The sequence below is a fragment of the Cloacibacterium sp. TD35 genome, assembly GCF_028864635.1.
Lineage (GTDB): Bacteria > Bacteroidota > Bacteroidia > Flavobacteriales > Weeksellaceae > Cloacibacterium.
Genome location: NZ_CP104850.1, coordinates 1,414,946 through 1,436,570, shown reverse-complemented (window position 1 = coordinate 1,436,570; position 21,625 = coordinate 1,414,946). Strand labels below are relative to the sequence as shown.

Genomic DNA, 21,625 nt, shown 5'->3' with positions numbered 1-21,625 from the left:
GTAAATTTGCAAAACTTATTTTTTAAATCATGAGTAAATCTATTGAAGAGTTAAAAGCTCAGACAACACAAATCAGAAGAGACATTTTAAGAATGGTTCACGCCGTAAATTCAGGACACCCAGGAGGTAGTCTTGGCTGTGTAGAGTACTTTACTGCACTTTATGGCAAAGTAATGAACTACAAACTCCCTTTCTCTATGGAAGGAAAAGGCGAAGATCATTTCTACCTTTCTAACGGTCACATTTCTCCCGTTTTCTATTCTACATTAGCAAGAAACGGATTTTTCCCAATTTCTGAACTTTCTACTTTTAGAAAATTAAATTCTAGATTGCAAGGACACCCTACGACACACGAACATTTAGAAGGCATCAGAATGAGTTCTGGCTCTCTTGGTCAAGGTTTATCTGTAGGAATAGGGGTAGCTTTAGCTAAAAAATTAGATGGAGATTCATCTTTAGTATATACCCTTCATGGAGACGGAGAATTACAAGAAGGACAAATCTGGGAAGCATTAATGTTTGCTGCAGCTAAAAAAGTAGACAACCTAATTTCTACAATAGATTATAACGGAAGACAAATCGACGGTGATACAGATGATGTATTATCTTTAGGAGATTTAAACGCTAAATTAAGAGCTTTCGGTTGGGAAGTTTTAGAAGAGAAAAACGGAAACGATTTAGAAGCAGTAATTGCAGTTTTAGAACATGCAAAATCTAAAACAGGAAACGGAAAACCAGTTGCCATCATTCTTCATACAGAAATGGGACAAGGTGTAGATTTTATGATGGGATCTCATGCTTGGCACGGAAAAGCTCCGAATGATACACAGTTAGAAAGTGCACTTTCTCAACTTTATGTAGAAACCGAAGCAGATTATTAATTCTTCTAAATTTAATACACATGAAATTTACATACACAGAAAAAAAAGATACAAGAAGCGGTTTTGGAGCAGGTTTAGCTGAGTTAGCAGACAAAAATCCAAATGTAGTAGCACTTTGTGCAGACTTAATCGGTTCTCTAAAAATGGAGAAATTCATAGAAAAAGCTCCAGAAAGATTTGTACAAACAGGTATTGCAGAAGCAAATATGATGGGTATTGCTGCTGGTCTAGCTACTGCTGGTAAAATTCCTTTCGCAGGAACTTTTGCTAACTTTGCTACTTCTAGAGTTTTAGACCAAGTTCGTCAATCTATCGCTTATTCTAATAAAAATGTGAAAATCGCAGCTTCTCACGCTGGTTTAACTTTAGGAGAAGATGGTGCTACTCACCAAGTTTTAGAAGATATCGGTCAAATGAAAATGTTACCAGGAATGGTCGTAATCAATCCTTGTGACTATAACCAAACCAAACAAGCTACTCTAGCTGCTGCAGAATATGAAGGCCCTGTTTATTTAAGATTTGGTAGACCTGTAGTTCCTGTTTTCATTCCAGAAGATATGCCTTTCGAAATTGGTAAAGGAATTTTACTACAAGAAGGAAAAGATGTTACGATTGTAGCAACTGGACACTTAGTTTGGGAATCTCTTCTTGCTGCGGAAGAATTAGAAAAAGAAGGTATTTCTTGTGAAGTGATTAACATTCACACCATCAAACCTTTAGATGAAGAAATTATTCTAAAATCTGTAGAAAAAACAGGTAAAATTGTTACCGCAGAAGAGCACAATTACTTAGGTGGTTTAGGTGAATCTGTAGCAGGAATGTTATCTAGAAAAAGACCAACTCCACAAGAGTTTGTTGCCGTAAATGATACTTTCGGAGAAAGTGGAACTCCAGCAGAATTAATGCACAAATACGAAATAGATGCAGAAGCTGTAGTAAAAGCGGTAAAAAGAGTTTTAGCAAGATAATTTAACTTATCATACCATATAAAATAACCCTAGAGAAAAATTCTAGGGTTATTTTTTGAAAAAAACAATTAAAGTGAATTTAATTTTGCAATTCTTTTTGCAACTCAATTGCTTTTGGAAACAGAATATTATTCTCTAAATGGATATGAGTATGTAAATTTTCTTCGAATTCCTGAAGCATCTTATAAGTAACCTGATGCGTATTACATGCATCTGCAGGTGGTATATATTGATTTAAAAGTTGGGCAATTTTTTCGAAACGATCTCCTTCATTTTCATGTTCATGCTTCATCATCTCAATTGGATTTTCTACTGCGCCAAAATGTGCTTTTGGCAATTCTACGCCTCTTCTTTTTGCTTCTACCATGTTTCTAATGAATGGGAATAACACCAATTCTTCTTTTTTCATGTGAGCACCTAAATCTTCGGCAGATTGTTTAAACAATTCGTGAACCTCGATTAACTCTGGATATCTATCGCCTTTTACTCTTCTTAATTTATCTAAAAACTGAAGCAAGTAAATGGTTTTTTCTTCTACATAACGGTGGTGCGTTTTCTCGATATAATCTGATAATAAATCTAAATCCCAAGTTTTAAAATCGATGTTCTGAGTTGCATTTTGCGTTACTCTTTCTAAATCTGCATAAATATCTTCTGGATTTTTCTTTTTCACTGCACAAACTTCTTCTATACTTCTATTTCCTTTGCAACAAAAATCGATTCCGTATTTTTTAAATACAGCAGCTGTTCTGAAATCTTCGGCTACTATTCCGCCTATTGTTTTGTCTTTTATTTCCATAACTTTTCTTTTTTGACAAGACAAAATTACAAAAATATCTTAACAGGACAAATTTATCCGAATTAAATTTAAGAAATAAAAAAAGAACTATCTCTAGTTCTTTAAGAAGGCTATACCTTGTTCTGTTTTAAGCGCCATATCATAGACTGATATCTCACTGAGAGAATCTCTTAACTCTTCCCTTATTCCTTTGAATTTATCATGAAAAGGGCACGGTTTCTCTGAAGTACATTTTTCTAAACCAAATGCACACCTTGTTAAAATATCTGGTCCATCTGTAGCGAGTACGATTTCTATGAGTTTAATCTTATCAATCTTGTCTAATTCTACCGAAAAACCACCTTGTTTTCCTTTATTAGACGTCAATATTCCCTTTTTAGAAAGAGGTTGTAAAATTTTTGCAACAAAAGCTTCTGGAGCATTCGTAGCTTCAGCGATTTGTTTTACATTGGTTTTTTTACCAGCAAGAGCTTCTTGTGCTATGAAAATCACAGATTTTATAGCGTATTCACAAGCTTTAGAAAACATTTTTATTCATTTTAATCATCATTACTTCATCAAAGTTAAGTAATTTATTCGGATTTTTTTATCTTATTTGAAAAAATTCCATTTTGGTATGATTGCTAATAGTCCTAACGCCACATAAGAGAATAAAGTAAATAAATCAGAATAAAGCATAGTAGAAAGATAAAATTCATGCATGAAAAAATGTAGCAAAATTGCTATTGGGAATAAGAATACCCCTATTTTTCTATAAAAATAAATTCCTACTATTGATAAAAGACCAATAGCATCTATGGTAAAAATCATATAAAAGTACCAAACTGGAATGTTAATGTCTGTTCTCTGAGAATACTCTGTAAGATCTACTCCTATTCCTAAAAAAGATAATGCTACCAAGAAGAAAATGGCAACATAAAAAAAAGTGGTTTTTTGAGGATTTTTATCAAAATAGTTATCTTCCATTCTTTTTAAATTTATAAAAAAAGCTTTTGAAAATTCAAAAGCTTTATACTTTGCGAAAATAATAAATTATTATACAGAAATAGCATTAATTAATCTATTTTTATCACTTAGATATTCTTCCATAGAAATCATAGATTCAGTTCTCATAACATCCTGAATATCATCTATTTGATAAATAATTCTTTTAGCATCTTCAGTATTTTTAGCTCTTACTTTGCAGAAGATGTTATATTTTCCAGAAATTACGCTAGCTTCTACCACATTTGGAATAGACGCTAATTCTTTAAGAACTTCTTGAGTTCTGTTTGATTTGGTTAATAAAATTCCAATAAATGCAGTAAAATGATAATCTAATTTACCATAATCTATATTTAGAGAAGAACCTAGGATAATCCCAGCATCTTCCATTTTCTTTACTCTTACGTGAATAGTACCCGCAGACACATCCATCTGTTTAGCGATTTCAGTGAAAGGCATTCTTGTATTTTCAACTAAAAAATCTAAGATTTTTTTGTCTATTTCATCTAATTGATAATTCATACCAGTATTTTTAGATTATTAAATTTATAAAAATTGCTATATATTTTTGCAAATTTATGAAATTTAATCGAGAATATAAAATATTATTTTGATAAAAAAACATTGATTTTTATCACAAAATTTCTAAAAATCTATCACTTAGTAGAATCAATTTTAATAGTTTCGGGTTTATTTTTGTTAGAATTTTTTAATGAATCTTTAGATTTATTTTTCTTTTTGAAAAGATTATTAAAGCTTTTACTATACACCACCCCTGCTCCATAAGTTTGGTTTGCAGTAGAAGTAAATGTGTTTCCTAGACCTAAGTTAGATGGTTTAGAATAAGCTCTAAGGATTAATGAACCATCATTTTTCTTAGAAACATCATATTCTATAATCCCTTCACCAGAAAGATAATTCCCAGACATATTATCCGTTTTAGCCACAGGAATACCAAAACCTGTTTTCAAGGTCACTCTTGGGGAAAGAATAAAATTACCACCAATATTAGCTCTATCTACAGTATTAGAAGCTTGATCTCCTTTAATATAATTAAGGTCTATTTGAAACTGTTCACTAATCGTATTGATTACGTTACCTAATTGCTTTAAAACCAAATTATACCCCAAATCAGAACCTACATTCCCGATATTGATATTTCCAAATCCACCTGTACTAGAAGTATTAAAATTATTAAGAAGCAGTACAGAACCAAACTGCAAGGTTTTTTCGTCATTATTACTCATTCTTACCGTCAATGCTTCTTTTACCTGAGAAGAAACATCTGGTGCCTGTACATCAAACTCAATTTTTGGGTTTTTGAGGTTTTGTGTAATTTTCGTTTGGAGCATCACATTAATCGGCGGCAAATTACCTACGCCTAAATATTCTGTGGCATTAGATACTGTTCTAAAATAATTTGCGGTAATATTCAAGGCTGGATTAAATGGGTCTCCATCCCATGAGATGCTACTAAATTTATCAATTTGGAAGGTCTTTTCTAGAATAGCCTTAGAGATATAGGTCCCATTATCTACTGAATACGTACCGTCTAGAGAAATTCTACCGTTTGGTTTCATTACAAATTTTAATTTATCCGAATTACCCCTTACTACAATATCACCGATATCATCTCCCACCAAAACACTTACAGTAGAACCTTTATTAACACTCAAAAGAATGTTTATATCCATATTAACTCCTTTTCTAGTGCCTTCATCTATACTTACCACACCTGTTTTATCTTCTTTCAAAAATCTCAGCATTTTAAACTCATCTACAGAAGAGGTAGTGTTACTATTTAAAGTGAATATGCTGTTATTCAAAATTTGGAAAGCTTCTGAATCTGTAGGTGTATCTTTACCAGCAGTAATACTGAGTTTTCCGTTATCAAATCCTACGAATAAGTCTCCTTTTCCATAAATTTTACCCCAGAATAAATCAAAATCGCTTTGTTTGGTATCCAAAAGCATCAAGTTATCAGAAGTAATTAAGACGTTGGCTCCGATGTTAGAAAGATTGCTTAAATTAATTTGTGCCAATGAAAGCGTTCCAGAAGAATTATTTCTGCCATCTTTAATTTTTACGGGTTCTGTAACTAAGATGTTTCCGTTTTGTAACAAGACAGTGGCATCTGCAAAGGTATAATCTACTCCGTTAAAATTCACTTTCAGACCAAAATCCTTTAAAGCAATATCTCCACCGTAATTAATGTCGTTTAACGGACCATTAATCGCAACTACTCCAGTTGCTTTTCCACGGAAATTAGAGAAAATATTGGTTACAAAAGCCTGAACAAAACCTAGATTAAATTCTTGTAAATCTGCGGTCAAATCCAAGGTAGGAGAAGCAGTATTATTATCTACCGTTCCTTTAACCTCTAATTGATTTTTTCCTAAAAATTCTGAAGAAAGAATTTTCGCATTGATATCAAAAACATTAAGTTGATCACTATTATCAGCAGATATCACCATATCTCCCACTTTTTTTCCGCTCAAGAAAATGTCTTTAATCTCTAAATCAATCAAAGGTTCAAAGCTGGTTTTGCTCATTTTCAACTGTATGTTTCCATTGGCAATTCCTTTTAGATCAAGGTTTCCTTTTTGACTTGGCAATAAATCTAAGATTTTAGAAATTTCCACATTTTTCACATCTATATTTGCTGTGAAATCTTTAGCATCTTTATAAGTCGATTCCTTAACAAACAATTCGCTTTCATCAGAATACAATCGAAGATTGTTGATGAGGAAATCACCTGTTTTTTTTCGATAAGTTATACTATGATTGAGTTCTGGTGAGGTATCTACATTCCAAATAAAATTGTTCAATTTCAGTTCTGTTGGCTCAAATTTTATAACATAATCACCATTGAGATCTACGCCCTGGTTAATGTTTATGACATAAGATTTCATGGATTCATTTTCTTCATCTTGTAGTGTTCCATGTTTGAAATTCGCGGCCAAATGAAGCAATGTATTATTCTCGTTTCTACCAGTAAGCGTAACGTCTCTCAATACATTTTTGCTATATTCTACCCTGCCAATATTGGCAAATATCTGCTCAGAAGGATTTGCCGTATTGATTCTGATGATGACATTATTAATCATCGCAGAATCTTTAGTCACCTTGTTTTCGTCTAATTTATATTCTGGATTTGCTTGTGCCAAAAGTCTGTCTGCTTGAGAAATCTCTTGTTTTTTAGTTAAAATATATTTCAGCGAAGACGAATTAAGGTTCAGAACTAAATCATTGGTGTTTCCGTCATATGAACCGTCAATTTTAGCACCTTCTGGAATTTTTAAATTCGGTTCAAAATAATTCACCAATTTTTGACTCACATCAAAATTATAAGTAAACTGTTGACCTTTGTACAATCTTCTTTGTGGATTTCCGACCAAAATTTTATCAAACCCATTTTGGAGCATATTTCCTAAATCTCCCAAATTATATTTTCCAGAAATGTTTCCTTTTACCACATTCGGAATGTCTGCATTTACAATTCTATTGCCATTTTCGAAGTAGGCTTTTACGCTACCATTCGGAACGTCTATTTTTTGATCTCCTGCATAGAAAATTACATTGTTCATTTGCGCATCTAGATTCATATCATTCAAATCTTTGAATGCTAATTTACCTTCTACATTTCCACTAAAAACTGATTTCCCGTTACCTTGAACTCCGAAATAACTTAAATTAAGATAATCTATATTTCCTTTGATATCAGCAAAAAATCTTGGCGTAGAAAAGTCTATTTTTCCAATTATTTTTCCTTTTGCTTCTTCATCATTGATGGTGATGATACCGTTATATTGTTTTTTATCAAGAGTTCCGTCTAGATATAGATTATTAATCGTTTTTCCTGTGATATCAATTTTAGAAATATTAGATTTGGTTCTTAAAGTCAGAGTATTGACATCAAAACCTCTTCCATCTACATCAAATCTCCCAGAAATTAAACCAACCGCATTGTTTTTAGTAATCGCAGAAGTATTAAAATCATTTACATCTAAAACTCCAACATATCGAGGATTTTGCTGGTCAATATCAGACAAAACAATATCTGCAGTAGCCCTACCAATAGTTGTAATGGCATTTCCTTTGGCAATAACTCTTTTTGGCGTAACATCTACCGCTCCTTTGTACTGAATTCTTCCGAAAGGGTCTGCAAAGTTTTTCATTTTTCCTGCAACAAAACTCGGAACCATCGCTCGAAGAGCAGGATAAGTAAAATTGGTAGAAATATTATTGGTTACAATATTGAAATTCCCATTCAATAAATTTCTAAACTTAGTATTCGGCGTATAAATATTTACATTTTCTCCTGATAAAAGGAAATCATTGAGTCTGAAATTATTCAGCGGTCCATTCATCTCTCCCGAAAGATTGATGGCGGTATAATTATCCCATTTGGTAGCAAAATAGGAAATATCATAGCCTGAAACAGCACTTCCGCGCTTCATTTTCATTTCCCAAACTACTTTATTATTAAAATCTTGCCACTTGGTTTCTTTATCTAAATGAAAAGTAAGGTCACCTTGTAAAAGCGAATGATCGGTATAAAGTGTTAAATCCTTTAAACTCAAAAATTCCTTAGACATAGAAAAATCTGTAGAAAAAGTATCTAAAGTGTGTACTTTCCCCCATCTTTTTGTCTTAAAACTAAAATTATTAATTCTGGCGGTAATATCTGGTCCTGCTATGTTTAGATGCGGCGCAATAAGATTTACATTTTCTGCCTGCAACCATTTTCCTGCATCACCTTCATAATTTTGGTTGATGATAGAAATTTTAGAATTTAAAATAACTACCCTAGAATTGAGCTTGAAAGGAGGTTTTTTGGGATCTCTTGGCTTTCCGTCATCAAATTTGGTAATAAATCGGTCAAAGTTATCAATAGAATCTCCTTTATAAGTCACTACTTTTACCTCTGCTTCAGATAGCGTCAATGTAGAAAAATCAAGCTGTCTGGATTTTCCAATTTTTAAGATAGATAACCAGTCAGAATCTGCTCTAAATTGCCTAGCATAGATTAAATCATTATTTCTATCGTCTTTAATTCTTAGGCCATGTATAATAACATCTCCTAGAATATTCACTTCTACTTTTTCTTTTGAAATTTTCACCCCAAAATCTTGCTCTAGAAAGCCTAAAGCTCTACTGGCTGCATAATCCTTGGTTGCAGGAAGATTGATAATGATTAAAAAAGTAAGAATCAAAAAAGATGCAATTGCAGCAAACCAAAGAAACAATTTGGCCCACCAAGAAAACTTTTGCACATCTTCCACAGCCTGAGCTACAGTTTCTTTGGCTGCTTCTACAGGATGTTCTATAGTGTGTTTTACGCCATCTGCAACATCAGTTATTTTTTCACCAACTTTTTCTGAAATTGGTTTGTTGTTTTCGGAGTTATTATTTTCTAAATTTGCCATTAATTATGAATGAACCAATTATTTTAGGAATAGAATCTTCTTGTGATGATACTTCTGCTGCCATTATTAACGGAAATAAAATCCTTTCTAATATAGCAGCAAATCAAACTGTACACCAAGAATATGGTGGCGTAGTTCCAGAATTGGCTTCTAGAGCCCACCAACAAAACATTATTCCTGTAGTGGAAAAATCCTTCACTAAAGCAAATATACAACAAAAAGATATTTCTGCCATAGGATTTACTCGCGGACCTGGACTTTTAGGCTCTCTGCTTGTAGGAACGTCTTTTGCCAAATCTTTGGCGATGAGTTTAGATGTTCCATTGATTGAAGTTAACCATCTTCAAGCGCATATTCTTTGCCATTTTATCGAAGATGCAAATCCGATGCCACCCAAATTTCCATTTCTCTGTCTTACCGTTTCTGGGGGACATACCATGATTGTTTTGGTAAAAGATTATTTCGACATGGAAATCATCGGGAAAACCATTGACGATGCTGCTGGCGAAGCTTTTGACAAAATCGGAAAAATCATGGGCCTTGATTATCCAGCAGGTCCAATTATTGATAAACTCGCTAAATTAGGAAATCCTGATGCTTTTACTTTTGGAAAACCTAAACTCGAAAACTACGATTATTCATTCAGCGGAATTAAAACTTCGGTTTTATATTTTCTTCAAAAACAACTGAAAGAAAACCCAAATTTCATTCAAGAAAATGTAGAAAATCTTTGTGCTTCTGTTCAAAAAACCATAATCGATGTTCTGATGAAAAAATTAGAAAAAGCGGCCAAAGATTACGATGTGAAAGAAGTAGCGATTGCAGGCGGCGTTTCTGCAAATTCTGGTTTGAGAGAAGCCATGCAGAATAATGTAGAAAAATTAGGATGGAACGTTTACATCCCAAAATTTGAATACACTACAGACAATGCAGCAATGATTGCCATGGTGGCAAAACTGAAATTCGAACGTGGAGAATTTACAGATTTAAGAACCAGTGCAACTGCAAGATATGATATGTAATTAATAATAGATTACAAAAGTATAAATAGAAATTTTAAAAAAACACATAACTAAACACTTATGGCTTCAGGCTTTTTTGCAATTTTAGATGATATCGCTGCATTAATGGACGATGTAGCAATGACTACAAAACTGGCAACCAAAAAAACTGCAGGAATTTTAGGGGATGATTTGGCTGTAAATGCTGAAAAAGCAACTGGCTTCCTTTCTTCTAGAGAATTACCTGTACTTTGGGCTATCACCAAAGGCTCTTTTATTAACAAGTTAATTATTTTACCCATTATATTTTTACTAAACTGGCTATTCCCTATTGCCATAAAAGTGATTCTAGTAATAGGAGGTCTATATTTAGCATATGAAGGTGTAGAAAAAATAATTGAATATTTTTTCCATAAAAACGATTACAAAACAGAACACGAAGAAGCATTAGATGTGATGGATGATCCTATCGCAGCTGAGAAAGCAAAAGTAAAATCTGCTATTACCACCGATTTTATTTTGTCTTTAGAAATTGTAATTATTGCACTAAGTTCAGCATTAGATCAACCCCTATTGCAACAAATTCTCACTGTAACTTTAGTTTCAATTATAGCAACAGTTGGCGTTTACGGAATTGTAGCTTTAATTGTAAGAATGGATGATGCTGGTTACAAACTGCAAAAAAAGTCTAAAAAAGAAGGTGGTATTTTGTTTAATCTAGGGCAATTGCTTATCAATATGTTGCCTTGGGTAATTAAAATTTTAGGAGTAGTAGGTACTATTGCTTTACTATTAGTTGCTGGTGGAATTTTTCTTCACAACGTAGAATATTTACATCATTTGGTTGAAGATTTACCTACACCTGCTATTGTCAATGAATTTGGCGCTGGAATTTTAGGCGGTATCATCATGGTATTGGTGATTACTTTAGTAAAAAAAATTATTTCACTGTTCAAAAAATAAAAAAATGAAACTTTTCTTTGGCGAAATTATCCCCGATGTAAAAATTAATGACGAAGAGCAACAGCACATCGTGAAAGTTCTTCGTATGAAAGAAGGTGAGGAAATCTTCGTGACAGACGGAAAAGGAAATCTCGCCAAAGGAAATCTCATTTTTGAAGGAAAAAAAGTCAATCTGAACGTTACGGAAGTTCAAGAATATTTCCCGAAACTTACCAGACAATTGCATATTGCGATTGCACCTACCAAAAACATCGACAGAATTGAATTTTTTGTTGAAAAAGCAACAGAAATGGGCATTTCGGAGATAACTATTCTGAATACTGAAAAAACAGAACGTAAAAATCTGAACATCGAAAAGCTTAGAAAACAATCTGTTGCAGCTTCTAAACAAAGTTTAAGATTCTTTTTTCCAAAAATTAATGATGTTACGAAATTATCAGATTTTATTAAAAATGTAAATCCGGAAATGACTTTTGTGGCGCATTGCGATGTTGCTTTTGAACGCATCAACCTTAGTGAAATTCCAGAATTGGCCAATCCTACTTTTCTGATTGGTCCAGAAGGTGATTTTTCTGAAAAAGAAATTAAAATGTTAGCCGAAAAAGGCATTAAAGCTGTTTCTCTTGGACATCAAAGATTAAGAACAGAAACCGCAGGGATTTTCGTAGCCGCGTGGAATTATAATAAATCTATTAGTGAATAATTTAAATTAAATTTTCAAAAATCTTTCCAAAAGTTCTTCGCCACTTCTTATAGAATTTACTGTCCATCTGATTTTCATTTCCAGTAATTTTTCTTCAGAAAGTTTGTAATCAATTCCAGATTTCATAAGCTTTTGCTTCAATTCGTACATGCAAATTGCAGCGGCAACAGACACATTAAAACTCTTAGTAAAACCATACATGGGAATTGCCAAAGTTTCGTCTGCAAAATCTAAAATTTCATCTGAAACGCCTTCCAACTCAGTCCCGAAAACCAAAGCAATTGGTTCTTTTACTTCGTAATCAGGTAACATAGTCGCGTTATTCTCTGGAGAAACCGCCAAAATTTTATACCCTCTGTTTTTGATTTCCTTTAAAGAATATAAATTATTGGGCATTTTTTCAACTTTCACCCAAGTTTCTGCACCTTTTGTTACCTTCAAATTTGGATTGAACACATTTTCTTCTTCCAATGCAACCACATGATGAAAACCACACGCTTCTACACTTCTTACAATCGCTGCTGCATTACGGAACTGATACACATCTTCCATCACGGGAAGTACAAAATCTGAACTTTCCTGAGAAAAATACTCTATTTTGCTCAATCTTTCATCGGTAAGAAATTGTTTCAAATAATCAAAAGTTTCTTGAAGTCTGTTTTTAGGAATCATTTGGCAAAATTGCAAAATATTTTAGAAATTAACTTTAAATTTTTAACTTTAAAGTCTGAAAAATTCTACAAAAAAGAAAATTTTACATGAAAAGAAAAGTCCTCATCATATACACAGGCGGAACCATCGGAATGGAGAAAGATTATGAAACCAATAGTCTTCGCGCTTTTGATTTCAATCATATTTTCAATAAAATCCCAGAGATGAATCTGCTTGAATGCGAAGTAAGCGTTCATCAGTTTTCAGAACCTTTGGATTCATCAGATGTTGGGCCAAAAGAATGGAAGGAAATCGCTCAATTAATTGAGAAAAATTATCACAATTTTGATGGATTTTTAATTCTTCACGGAACAGATACGATGGCTTACACTGCTTCTGCGCTAAGTTTCATGCTCAAAAATTTAAGAAAACCTGTGATTTTGACTGGTTCGCAATTGCCAATCGGAGATTTAAGAACTGATGCCAAAGAAAATTTGCTTACCAGTCTTTATTATGCGAGTTTATATCAAAATGATGAAGCGGTGGTACAAGAAGTGGCGCTCTATTTCGAATATAAATTATTGAGAGGAAACCGTTGTTTAAAATATTCTGCTGAGAATTTCGATGCATTTATCAGTCCAAATTACCCTATTTTAGGAGAATCTGGTGTTCACTTGAAGGTGGAAGAAGCCATGCTGTACAGAACGCCTCATCAAGAAGATTTTTCAGTAGATTTACATTTGAATGACAGCATTCTTTTATGGAGAATTTTCCCTGGAATCAATTTAGAAAGTTTACCACAAATTTCTCAAATCAAGGTTTTAATTCTTCAAGTTTTTGGTTCTGGAACGATTTTTAGCAATAAAAAAACGGAAGAAGTGCTTCAAAAAATCAGAAATAACGGAACTGAAGTCGTAGTGATTTCTCAATGTGTTTCTGGTGGAATAAGCATCGGGAAATATAATAACAGTAATATTTTCAAAAAGATAGGCGCAATAAGCGGTCATGACATCACTGCCGAAAGTGCCTTAGCAAAGGCAATGCATTTAATCGATAACCCGAATTATTCAAGAAATTTTGCAGAAAATTTCAAGAAAAATCTGCGCGGAGAAATTTCGGAAATTGAAGAATAAATTCTACCTTTGCCATCTGAAAAAGAAAGGTGTCCGAGTGGTTGAAGGAGCTACCCTGGAAAGGTAGTATACGGGTAACTGTATCGAGGGTTCGAATCCCTTCCTTTCTGCAAAAAATCCGCAAACTATTGCGGATTTTTTATTGAAATCTTTTTAAATCTACTTCTGGATGAATTTCTTCACCGTTTTCTAAATGATGGTATAGGTTAATGGAGAAATAATTTCCATTGAGAATTCCTCTTGCTCCCAATCCATTAAATACATATAAATTACCAAATTCAGGATGATTTCCTAAAATAGGCCTTCTATCTTTAACTGTAGGTCTGAAGCCAAATTTCACCTCTTTTACTTCGAAATCATGAGGATAAAACTCTCCTAAAGCATTTGTGAGTTTTTCTACCGCAGCATCGTCTATTTTATGATGGATTTGTTCACGGTCATACGTTCCGCCATAGTAATAATTCCCGTTGTTTAATGGGAAAATAAAATGCTTCTTTTTGATCGTAAACCCATCTTCTAAAGGGACAGAAAGTTGAACTTCTAAATGATGGCCTTTATTCTGATGTACAGGGATTTCTGCGAAAAATGGGTTTTCTTTGACCGCCATTCCTTCGGCAAAGATTATTTTTTTAAACGAAATATCTTTGTAGGTAGAATCATTTGGTTTCAATAATTTATAATCAAATTTTTCTTTGATAAGATAATTTTGACTTTCTAAAAAGTTCATCATATCTGTGAAAAAACCTCTTACATCTAACCGAGCGGATTGATTCACTACTCCACATTCAAATGGATTTTTGACAGAATTAAGTTTTATAAAATCTTTGGAAAGAAATGGTTTCAAGTTATTGTCATCTGATTTTTTCAGCCATAATTCTTTTTCTTTTTCGTCATGAAAAACTCTTAGAATAGGCTTTTCTATCAGGTAATTATGCCTTGTATATTGTTCAATTTCGGTCATGGTATTTTTAAGAGAATCTATTTGCTGCTGCGCCAGCCAAAACGTGGTAAAACGTTTAAGAACCGCAGGATTTATCATCCCAGCAGAAACCATTGATGCACTCTTTTTGCCTTCGGTAAAAAGTAAAAATGATATATTATTTTTAATGAATTGATGCGCTAAAAACATTGCTGCATAACCATCTCCTACGATAATATACTCTACGGATTTTGTCATAAACTGTCAATAAAAAAACCTAAGCAAAGATACTTAGGTTTTTGTTTATATAAGGATATTTGGATTAATAATTCCACATATCGTTTTCCATTTCTAGAATTTGATTTTTAATTCTGTCTGATTCTTCTAATTGTTCTTCGGCATCATTAGGAATATAATCTTTAATGATTCCTGTTCCTAAACCATTATCTGATTTATAGATAATTGAAGAAAATCTTCTAGCATTAAGAATATCATCATAAGTTAAATCTGAAGATAAGTTTTTGCTATTGAAAACTACTGAGTTTGCAAGAACTTCTCTAGCATCTGGGTAATACACCCAGAAAAGATCAATTAATTCATCTTTGTTACCTAAAGAAACACCATCTGCAGTTTTTTCTGCCATCATGGTAGGATCTGGCCCCATCGCAGCAATACCTAGAAGTCTGTATTTCATTTGACCATCTCTTCTGTCTACGTACCACATTCCTTTAACTTTAAGAAGTTTTACACTTTCAGTTTTGGTCTCTATAACATCTGTTCCAGCTTTTATGTCTTCGGCTGTAAGTTTTTCTCCTGCATTTCTTTTATCAATTAACCAGTCAGATTCTTTAGTAACAGATAATCTTTGTTTAATTGCTTCAGGAGGCAATTTTGTCATGAACATTTCATCATCATAAACCTCTTTTATATCCCCACTCATAATATTATCAATAAGCAATTGATAAAGTGATTTATTCTGAGAAACTATCCCATCAGAATTATGATAAAAAGGCTGATTGATTTTTTCATTCATATCAATAATTTCCCATACAACCATGCTTCTAAGAACGTCTTTCTCATCAATATACCCATAGCTAAGTGGCTTATTTCTTAAAGAAAGTACAGAGTCTCCTTTTTTAACAGTACCTATCTCTCTGTACACTCTGAAAGCTGCAGGAGACTTAGCATTTAAAATAGACAATGAGTTAATCGGCTCTAAATCAGCTTCTAGTTGTCCTGTAGCGGTAACTTCATTATTAACATTAGGAGTAACAGGAGCTACTTCAGCTGCAGGAGTTGGAGCTGGAGTTTGTTGTGTTGCTGCTGCAGTAGTTTTCTTAGCAGCTTTCTTTTTCGTAGTTCTTCTCTTAGTCTGAGCGTCTACAGAAAAAACACTTAATGCTAATAGTAAAATTAAAATCTTTTTCATTTTAATGATATGATATGTATATTCTTTATAACTAAATTATTGAACATTTATTACAATAGGACTGATTTTTTTCAGAGTTTGACCTCCTAAACCAGTTGCAGTAGCTTGGATACCTGCAATGTAACAAATATCTCCTGATCTTAGGTTTTTAGTAAGTCCCGCTACAGAGCTTAATGAGTTTCCATTTACAAACATAGCAGCTTTTCCTGGAACTTTGAATTTGAAACCTGTTACTTCAAACGCTACAGGGAAATCAAAATCTGGAATGGCAGCACCTACTGTTTGATTAGCAATAGAAGTAGCTGGCATAGTTACCTCGTTTTCACCTCTAATTTGCCCTTGAGGAGCAGGAACGTTTTTAATTCTGAACTCAAATTTCTGAGAAATAACCTGACCTTTTGGACCTTTCCCTGAAATAGTTAATGTAGTAGAATTACCAGAACCTGGAGTAATTACCCAAGATCCCCCACCTTTTTTAGTAACTGTACCTCCTGTTGCAGTAAGTGTAGTCTGGCTATTATCAGCACCAAGGATAGAACCTGAAATAGGGTTCTGAACTCCACGGTATAAAACATTCATTTTATCAGCAGATAATAAAGCTCCACTTTCGAAGGCTACTTCTTTAGCTCCTGGAACTACTCTATATGGATGAGAGAATTTGTATTCTAATTTTTTACCATTAGCATCGTTAAATGAAACTACACCATTAAAAGTATATTCACCTGGAGTAGAAGAAACTAATGATTTATAACCAATTCCGTTTTCTGTTCTGTCTGCACCAGCAACACCAAATCCTGGTAGGTTGCTGTCATAAGTACCAATGAATACTTTTGCTTCAGCTGGTTCTCCTTGAATAATTACATCTGGAGCAGCAACTACAGCTTCGAAAGCATCAAATTTGATATCTGCGTCTACTTTTTCTCTTAGCATTAATGAAAGAGCATCAGATTGTAAATTTCTAGCTTCTGACTGGATAACTTCTAAGTTAGAAAGTGCAGCAATTAAAGGCTGATTATAAAACTTATACTGTAACCAGTTTTTACCCTGCTTTTTGTATGGAGCATCATCAGTTGACAATCTTTTTTTAGCTCTATCTACTACAGAAACTAAATCTTTATTGTTTCCAAAATTTTGGATAATATAATTTTGAAGAGCAGCCATTTTAGTTTTTAATTCCTCAGAATTTTTAGAAGGTAACTCCGCATCACCTCCTTTAAAGAATTTTTTGGTTACAGCATCTGTATTGTTTAGAGAAGAAAAATTATCTTCTACATTTTTGTTTGCATCAAAACCTGCTTCTGTTTTCAGTTGTCCTTTTATTGATTCAATAAAACCAACTAAATCGTCAGCTTTAGATCTCATTCCTTGGTACTGTTGACTTGCCAAACCAAAGGTTTCGGGAGAGTTATCAGCTTTAGCTTTTAAGGTTATTTCAAAGATTTTATTTTTCTCTTCTGCCAATGTTCTAGAATCAGTAAGAGATTGATTAGTATCTTGGTATGATCTGATGATTTCTTGGTCTATCTGCATTGCAAGCATCGCAATGAAAACCAGATACATCAGGTTAATCATTTTTTGACGGGGTGTTTGTTTTCCTTTTGCCATTTTAATTCTTCTTTTTAAAATTTTTATTGATTAAAATATTGAAAGAAAATTAAGCTTTCATAGCAGAAAGCATACCTCCGTAAACTCTATTAAGATTATTTAAATTAGATGTAAGACCTGCTAATTCCTCGTTGAATTTCTGAGATTGGTCTGCAGATTTTTGGATATCTTCTACATACTTTTTGCTCATTTCGCTTTGTGCTTTACCGTGCTCTAATTGTAGCGCATATAATGCATTCATGCTTTCTAAGTGACTAGCAGCTAAAGTTAATTGATCGTTATATTTAGTGGTAGCTTGTGATACATCTACAGTAGCATTTATTTGATCAACAGAAGTTGAAAATTTATCAATTCCTGTTTTAAGTCTTTCGAATAACTCTACATCTAGTTTCGCATCAGCTAACATTTTGTCTAATTTATTTGATAGTGTAACATCTAAATCAGAAGTCTCTACAGTAGCTACTTTTCTAGCCTTGGGCTGAGCATCTGCATCTAATAATTCTGGATAAACATTTTCCCAAGCGTAGTTAGACTCTTCTTTAGGTGCATCGAACGCAAAAATTAAGAAAATAAATGCTTCTACTCCTAAACCTATTGCTAGAATCCATGTCCCAGTAAGTGGTCCAATGTTCCAGTGATTTAATTTAAATAATGCTCCTAAAATTACTACAGCCGCACCTGCAGAATAAATAAAGTTTAAAGTTGATTCTTTAGTTTTAAACGGATTCCCAATCATACCTTTGATTTTTTAATAGTTTTTAATAATTTTATTTTTACTTTTTATTTACTTGATCTTCTTAATCTAGCAGTTCCTGCTGGAACGTCTTGAATTGTTCTGAAGCCAATATAACTTCTTGCAGAATCTTTTCTTTCCCAGTCTCTATAACCAGTCATCAGTAGGTAACCTACATCTTTCCAAGAACCTCCTCTTACAGATTTTTTAAGTTCTCTATATGCTTGATTTGACAAGTATGGATTTAAGGTAGATGAGAATTGGTAAGTTGCATTACTGTAAGGAGATTCCGTCCACTCTGCTACGTTACCAGCCATGTCATAAAGTCCAAAACCATTTCTGTGGAATCTTTTTACTGGAGCTGTGTATGGATAAGTTCCTTTCTTTTCGTCTTCTATATAGTTACCTCTTTTAGGTTTAAAGTTTGCTAAATAGCAACCTCTATCATCCGTAAGATAAGGACCTCCCCAAGGATATGTAGCGTTTTCTAGACCTCCTCTAGCAGCATATTCCCATTCTGCTTCAGTAGGTAATCTAAATTTCATAGGATTATCTCCTCTTTTTTTACCAGACTTTACATAATCTCTTTTTGCTTTGGTTTTGTAATCACAGAATGCTCTTGCTTGATCCCAAGTAACTCCTACAACTGGATAATCTTTGTATGCTTTGTGCCAGAAATATCTATCAAACAATGGTTCGTTATAAGCATAGTTGAAATCTTTAACCCAAACTGTGGTATCAGGATATACGGCAATACTTTCTTTTTTAAGATAGCTAGCGCTTCTTGTTTTATCTTTTACTGCAGTTGCTACATCTTCCCACTCGTAAGAATATTTTAACTTTTGAGTATCTAGAAGTCTTTCGTTGTTTATTCTTTTAGCTGGTGGTAAATATAGTGACTCCATTACTTCAGCATATTTTTCATCAGGATATTGACTTGTTTTCCAGTATAATGGAACTCTCCAATCTAGTTTTCTAGAGTCATTATAACCATCTCTATCTCCTTGTGATTGTAAAAATGTTTCATATGGTGTAACATTTGCACCTGCTTTTTTTGATTTAAATGCATAATTATCAATTCCAGCTCCTCCAGCTCCATCACCTGCAGCATCTGCTAATAATGTTCTAGCAATAGAGTCTCTCACATAATTTACGAAGAGTCTGTATTCTGAATTGGTTACCTCTGTTTCATCCATAAAAAATGAAGAAACGGTAACTGTTTTTAGGGGTGCTTTTTCTGGAGTAGCAGTAAAGTCTGCATCACCTTGCCCCATCACAAAAGAACCACCAGGAATGGCTACCATACCGTAAGGTCTTTGAGCCTCAAAAGACTTTTTACTTTCTTTCGGCACCAATTCTCCTCTAGAGTCTGGTTTTCCAGAGCTTGCTCTTCTTCCACCTTTAGAACATGAAACCACAAAAGATGCTGCAAGCATCAAAAGAAACATTCTTTTCATTATACTGTTATAGTTTAAAGCGGTAAATATATAATTAATTTTTTTTTTAACAAATCCTTAAGATTTTTTTTAAACGAAAATTAAACTAAAATATTTTATTTTTTTGATTAAAATTTATTCTACGGTTACAGATTTAGCAAGATTTCTTGGTTGGTCTACATTTGCACCTCTGTAAACAGCAATATAATAAGCTAATAATTGTAGCGGAATAGAAGCTACAATTGGTGAAAAACATTCTGATGTATCAGGGATTTCTATTACATAATCTGCCATAGAAGCTACTTGCTCATCTCCATAGTTTACTACTGCTATTACTTTACCTTTTCTTGCTTTAATTTCCTGTACGTTACTCACGATTTTATCATAATGACCTTTTTTAGGTGCTATAATTACGATTGGCATATTTTCGTCTATTAAAGCAATAGGTCCGTGTTTCATTTCTGCTGCTGGATAACCTTCTGCGTGAATATATGAAATCTCTTTCAGTTTAAGCGCTCCTTCTAATGCTGCAGGGAAATTAAATCCTCTACCTAGGTATAAGAAATTAGTAGAATTCACAAAATCATGAGCAATTTTTTTCACATAATCATGTGTAGATTTTAAAACTTCTTCTACTTTTTTAGGGATATTATCTAATTCCGTGATGAGTCTCATGAACTCGGCATTACTTAGATTACCATTATGCTTGCCTAATTTAAGGGCGATAAGTGACAAAATAGTTAATTGAGCAGTAAATGCTTTGGTAGATGCTACGCCAATTTCTGGACCAGCATGAGTATAAGAACCAGCATCTGAAAATCTTGCAATTGATGAATCTACTACATTACAAATTCCATAGATGAATGCTCCTTTTTCTTTAGCCAACTTAATCGCTGCCATAGAGTCTGCGGTTTCTCCTGATTGAGAAATAGCAACTACAATATCTTTTTCGGTAATGATAGGATTTCTGTATCTAAATTCAGAAGCATATTCTACTTCTACAGGTATTCTTGCAAATTCTTCGATAAGATATTCTCCGATTAAACCAGCATGCCAAGAAGTACCACATGCAATGATGATGATTCTCTCTGCTTTATTAATTCTATCAAGGTGATCCCAAATTCCGGCCATTTTTATAATGCCTTCATTTACTAACAATCTACCTCTCAATGTATCTTGAATAGATTTTGGCTGTTCGAAAATTTCTTTTAACATGAAATGCTCGTAGCCTCCTTTTTCTATTTGTTCTAATGATAATTTAAGTTCTTGAATAGCAGGCTCTATCTTTTCATTTTCTTTGATGCTTCTAATATCCACACCTTTTTCTAATGAAATAGTAGCCATATGCCCATCTTCTAGATAAACCGCTTCTTTAGTAAATTCTACAAATGGTGAAGCGTCTGAAGCGATAAAATATTCTTTATCTCCTAAACCAATTGCTAATGGTGAACCTAATCTTCCAACTACTAAAACTCCTGGATAATCCTTGTGCATTACAGTGATTGCATAGGCTCCATAAACTTCGTTTAAAGCATATCTTACTGCTTGTGGAAAATCTACTTTTTGAGTATCTAATATGTATTGGATAAGATTTACTAAAACTTCTGTATCTGTTTCTGATAAAAAGGTAAAACCTTTACCAATAAGCATTGTCTTAATGGTATCATAATTCTCGATGATACCATTATGCACAAGAGCAATTTTACCATCGTTTGAAACATGTGGGTGAGAATTTCTATCACTAGGAACACCATGAGTAGCCCATCTTGTGTGCCCCATCCCGATGTGCGAAGTTCCTTTTAGATTTTCTGAAATAGCAACTAAATCAGATACTTTACCTTTGGTCTTCTTAACCTCAAAATTATTGTTTTTATCTTCAAGTACAATTCCTGCACTATCATAACCTCTATATTCTAATCTTCTCAAGCCGTTGATAACAATCTCATAAGCGTCTTGAAAACCTGTATAACCTACAATTCCGCACATAGTTA

The 21,625-nt window shown here is 33.4% G+C and carries 18 protein-coding genes and 1 tRNA gene; 7 read left to right on the top strand and 12 right to left on the bottom strand.

The annotated features are described in order from the left end of the window. Positions 1-29: 29 nt before the first annotated feature. Both N7277_RS06685 and N7277_RS06680 read left to right on the top strand, forming a co-directional pair. Positions 30-881: a transketolase gene (locus N7277_RS06685; protein ID WP_274778803.1), complete on the top strand. Its 852-nt coding sequence runs from the start codon at positions 30-32 to the stop codon at positions 879-881. A 20-nt stretch (positions 882-901) separates the two neighbouring features. Then, positions 902-1,849: a transketolase family protein gene (locus N7277_RS06680; RefSeq protein ID WP_104792343.1), complete on the top strand. Its 948-nt coding sequence runs from the start codon at positions 902-904 to the stop codon at positions 1,847-1,849. Between the two features lie 79 nt (positions 1,850-1,928). On the opposite strand, the gene ric is transcribed toward N7277_RS06680, so the two are convergent. The 5 genes from ric to N7277_RS06655 form a co-directional block, all read right to left on the bottom strand. Next, the gene (gene ric / locus N7277_RS06675; RefSeq protein ID WP_274778802.1) at positions 1,929-2,648 is read right to left on the bottom strand and encodes an iron-sulfur cluster repair di-iron protein; all 720 of its coding nucleotides are present in this window, start codon (positions 2,646-2,648) and stop codon (positions 1,929-1,931) included. 93 nt (positions 2,649-2,741) lie between these two features. After that, entirely contained in the window at positions 2,742-3,176 is a 435-nt protein-coding gene (locus tag N7277_RS06670; RefSeq protein ID WP_274778801.1) for an RrF2 family transcriptional regulator, read from the bottom strand. A 63-nt stretch (positions 3,177-3,239) separates the two neighbouring features. Further along, positions 3,240-3,614: a hypothetical protein gene (locus N7277_RS06665; protein WP_274778800.1), complete on the bottom strand. Its 375-nt coding sequence runs from the start codon at positions 3,612-3,614 to the stop codon at positions 3,240-3,242. A 69-nt stretch (positions 3,615-3,683) separates the two neighbouring features. Beyond that, complete coding sequence (locus N7277_RS06660; RefSeq protein WP_274778799.1) at positions 3,684-4,154, bottom strand: Lrp/AsnC family transcriptional regulator; 471 nt, start codon at positions 4,152-4,154, stop codon at positions 3,684-3,686. Between the two features lie 134 nt (positions 4,155-4,288). Next, positions 4,289-9,061: a translocation/assembly module TamB domain-containing protein gene (locus tag N7277_RS06655; RefSeq protein ID WP_274778798.1), complete on the bottom strand. Its 4,773-nt coding sequence runs from the start codon at positions 9,059-9,061 to the stop codon at positions 4,289-4,291. Positions 9,062-9,066: 5 nt separating this feature from the next. Between N7277_RS06655 and tsaD the strand changes: the two genes are divergently transcribed. From tsaD to N7277_RS06640, 3 genes are read left to right on the top strand one after another with little or no spacing between them, the layout of a single operon-like run. After that, a complete protein-coding gene (gene tsaD / locus N7277_RS06650) occupies positions 9,067-10,083 on the top strand; it encodes a tRNA (adenosine(37)-N6)-threonylcarbamoyltransferase complex transferase subunit TsaD (RefSeq protein ID WP_069799422.1) in 1,017 nt (338 codons plus the stop codon). 60 nt (positions 10,084-10,143) lie between these two features. After that, on the top strand, positions 10,144-11,025 hold the full coding sequence (locus tag N7277_RS06645; RefSeq protein WP_274778797.1) for a DUF808 domain-containing protein: 882 nt from the start codon (positions 10,144-10,146) through the stop codon (positions 11,023-11,025). Positions 11,026-11,029: 4 nt separating this feature from the next. Then, positions 11,030-11,728 carry an RsmE family RNA methyltransferase gene (locus tag N7277_RS06640; RefSeq protein ID WP_274778796.1) on the top strand — a complete coding sequence of 233 codons (699 nt, stop codon included), beginning with the start codon at positions 11,030-11,032 and terminating at the stop codon, positions 11,726-11,728. Between the two features lie 6 nt (positions 11,729-11,734). Here the strand turns inward: N7277_RS06640 and N7277_RS06635 are convergent, their stop codons facing one another. Beyond that, positions 11,735-12,400 carry a TrmH family RNA methyltransferase gene (locus N7277_RS06635; RefSeq protein ID WP_274778795.1) on the bottom strand — a complete coding sequence of 222 codons (666 nt, stop codon included), beginning with the start codon at positions 12,398-12,400 and terminating at the stop codon, positions 11,735-11,737. An 86-nt stretch (positions 12,401-12,486) separates the two neighbouring features. On the opposite strand from N7277_RS06635, the gene N7277_RS06630 reads away from it, so the two are divergent. Both N7277_RS06630 and N7277_RS06625 read left to right on the top strand, forming a co-directional pair. Beyond that, positions 12,487-13,512, top strand: coding sequence for an asparaginase (locus tag N7277_RS06630; RefSeq protein WP_274778794.1), 1,026 nt, complete (start codon positions 12,487-12,489; stop codon positions 13,510-13,512). A 23-nt stretch (positions 13,513-13,535) separates the two neighbouring features. After that, positions 13,536-13,622 (top strand) — tRNA-Ser (locus N7277_RS06625). 29 nt (positions 13,623-13,651) lie between these two features. On the opposite strand, the gene N7277_RS06620 is transcribed toward N7277_RS06625, so the two are convergent. The 6 genes from N7277_RS06620 to glmS all read right to left on the bottom strand — a co-directional run bounded on the left by N7277_RS06620 (position 13,652) and on the right by glmS (position 21,620). Then, the gene (locus tag N7277_RS06620; RefSeq protein ID WP_274778793.1) at positions 13,652-14,689 is read right to left on the bottom strand and encodes an NAD(P)/FAD-dependent oxidoreductase; all 1,038 of its coding nucleotides are present in this window, start codon (positions 14,687-14,689) and stop codon (positions 13,652-13,654) included. Between the two features lie 64 nt (positions 14,690-14,753). Continuing rightward, positions 14,754-15,860: a type IX secretion system ring protein PorN/GldN gene (porN, locus tag N7277_RS06615; RefSeq protein ID WP_274778792.1), complete on the bottom strand. Its 1,107-nt coding sequence runs from the start codon at positions 15,858-15,860 to the stop codon at positions 14,754-14,756. A gap of 36 nt (positions 15,861-15,896) precedes the next feature. Then, complete coding sequence (gene porM / locus N7277_RS06610; RefSeq protein ID WP_274778791.1) at positions 15,897-17,465, bottom strand: type IX secretion system motor protein PorM/GldM; 1,569 nt, start codon at positions 17,463-17,465, stop codon at positions 15,897-15,899. 49 nt (positions 17,466-17,514) lie between these two features. After that, positions 17,515-18,201 carry a type IX secretion system motor protein PorL/GldL gene (gene porL / locus N7277_RS06605; protein WP_274778790.1) on the bottom strand — a complete coding sequence of 229 codons (687 nt, stop codon included), beginning with the start codon at positions 18,199-18,201 and terminating at the stop codon, positions 17,515-17,517. 44 nt (positions 18,202-18,245) lie between these two features. Beyond that, positions 18,246-19,655, bottom strand: coding sequence for a type IX secretion system lipoprotein PorK/GldK (gene porK, locus N7277_RS06600; protein WP_274778789.1), 1,410 nt, complete (start codon positions 19,653-19,655; stop codon positions 18,246-18,248). A gap of 114 nt (positions 19,656-19,769) precedes the next feature. Next, a complete protein-coding gene (glmS, locus tag N7277_RS06595) occupies positions 19,770-21,620 on the bottom strand; it encodes a glutamine--fructose-6-phosphate transaminase (isomerizing) (RefSeq protein ID WP_274778788.1) in 1,851 nt (616 codons plus the stop codon). Positions 21,621-21,625: the final 5 nt, after the last annotated feature.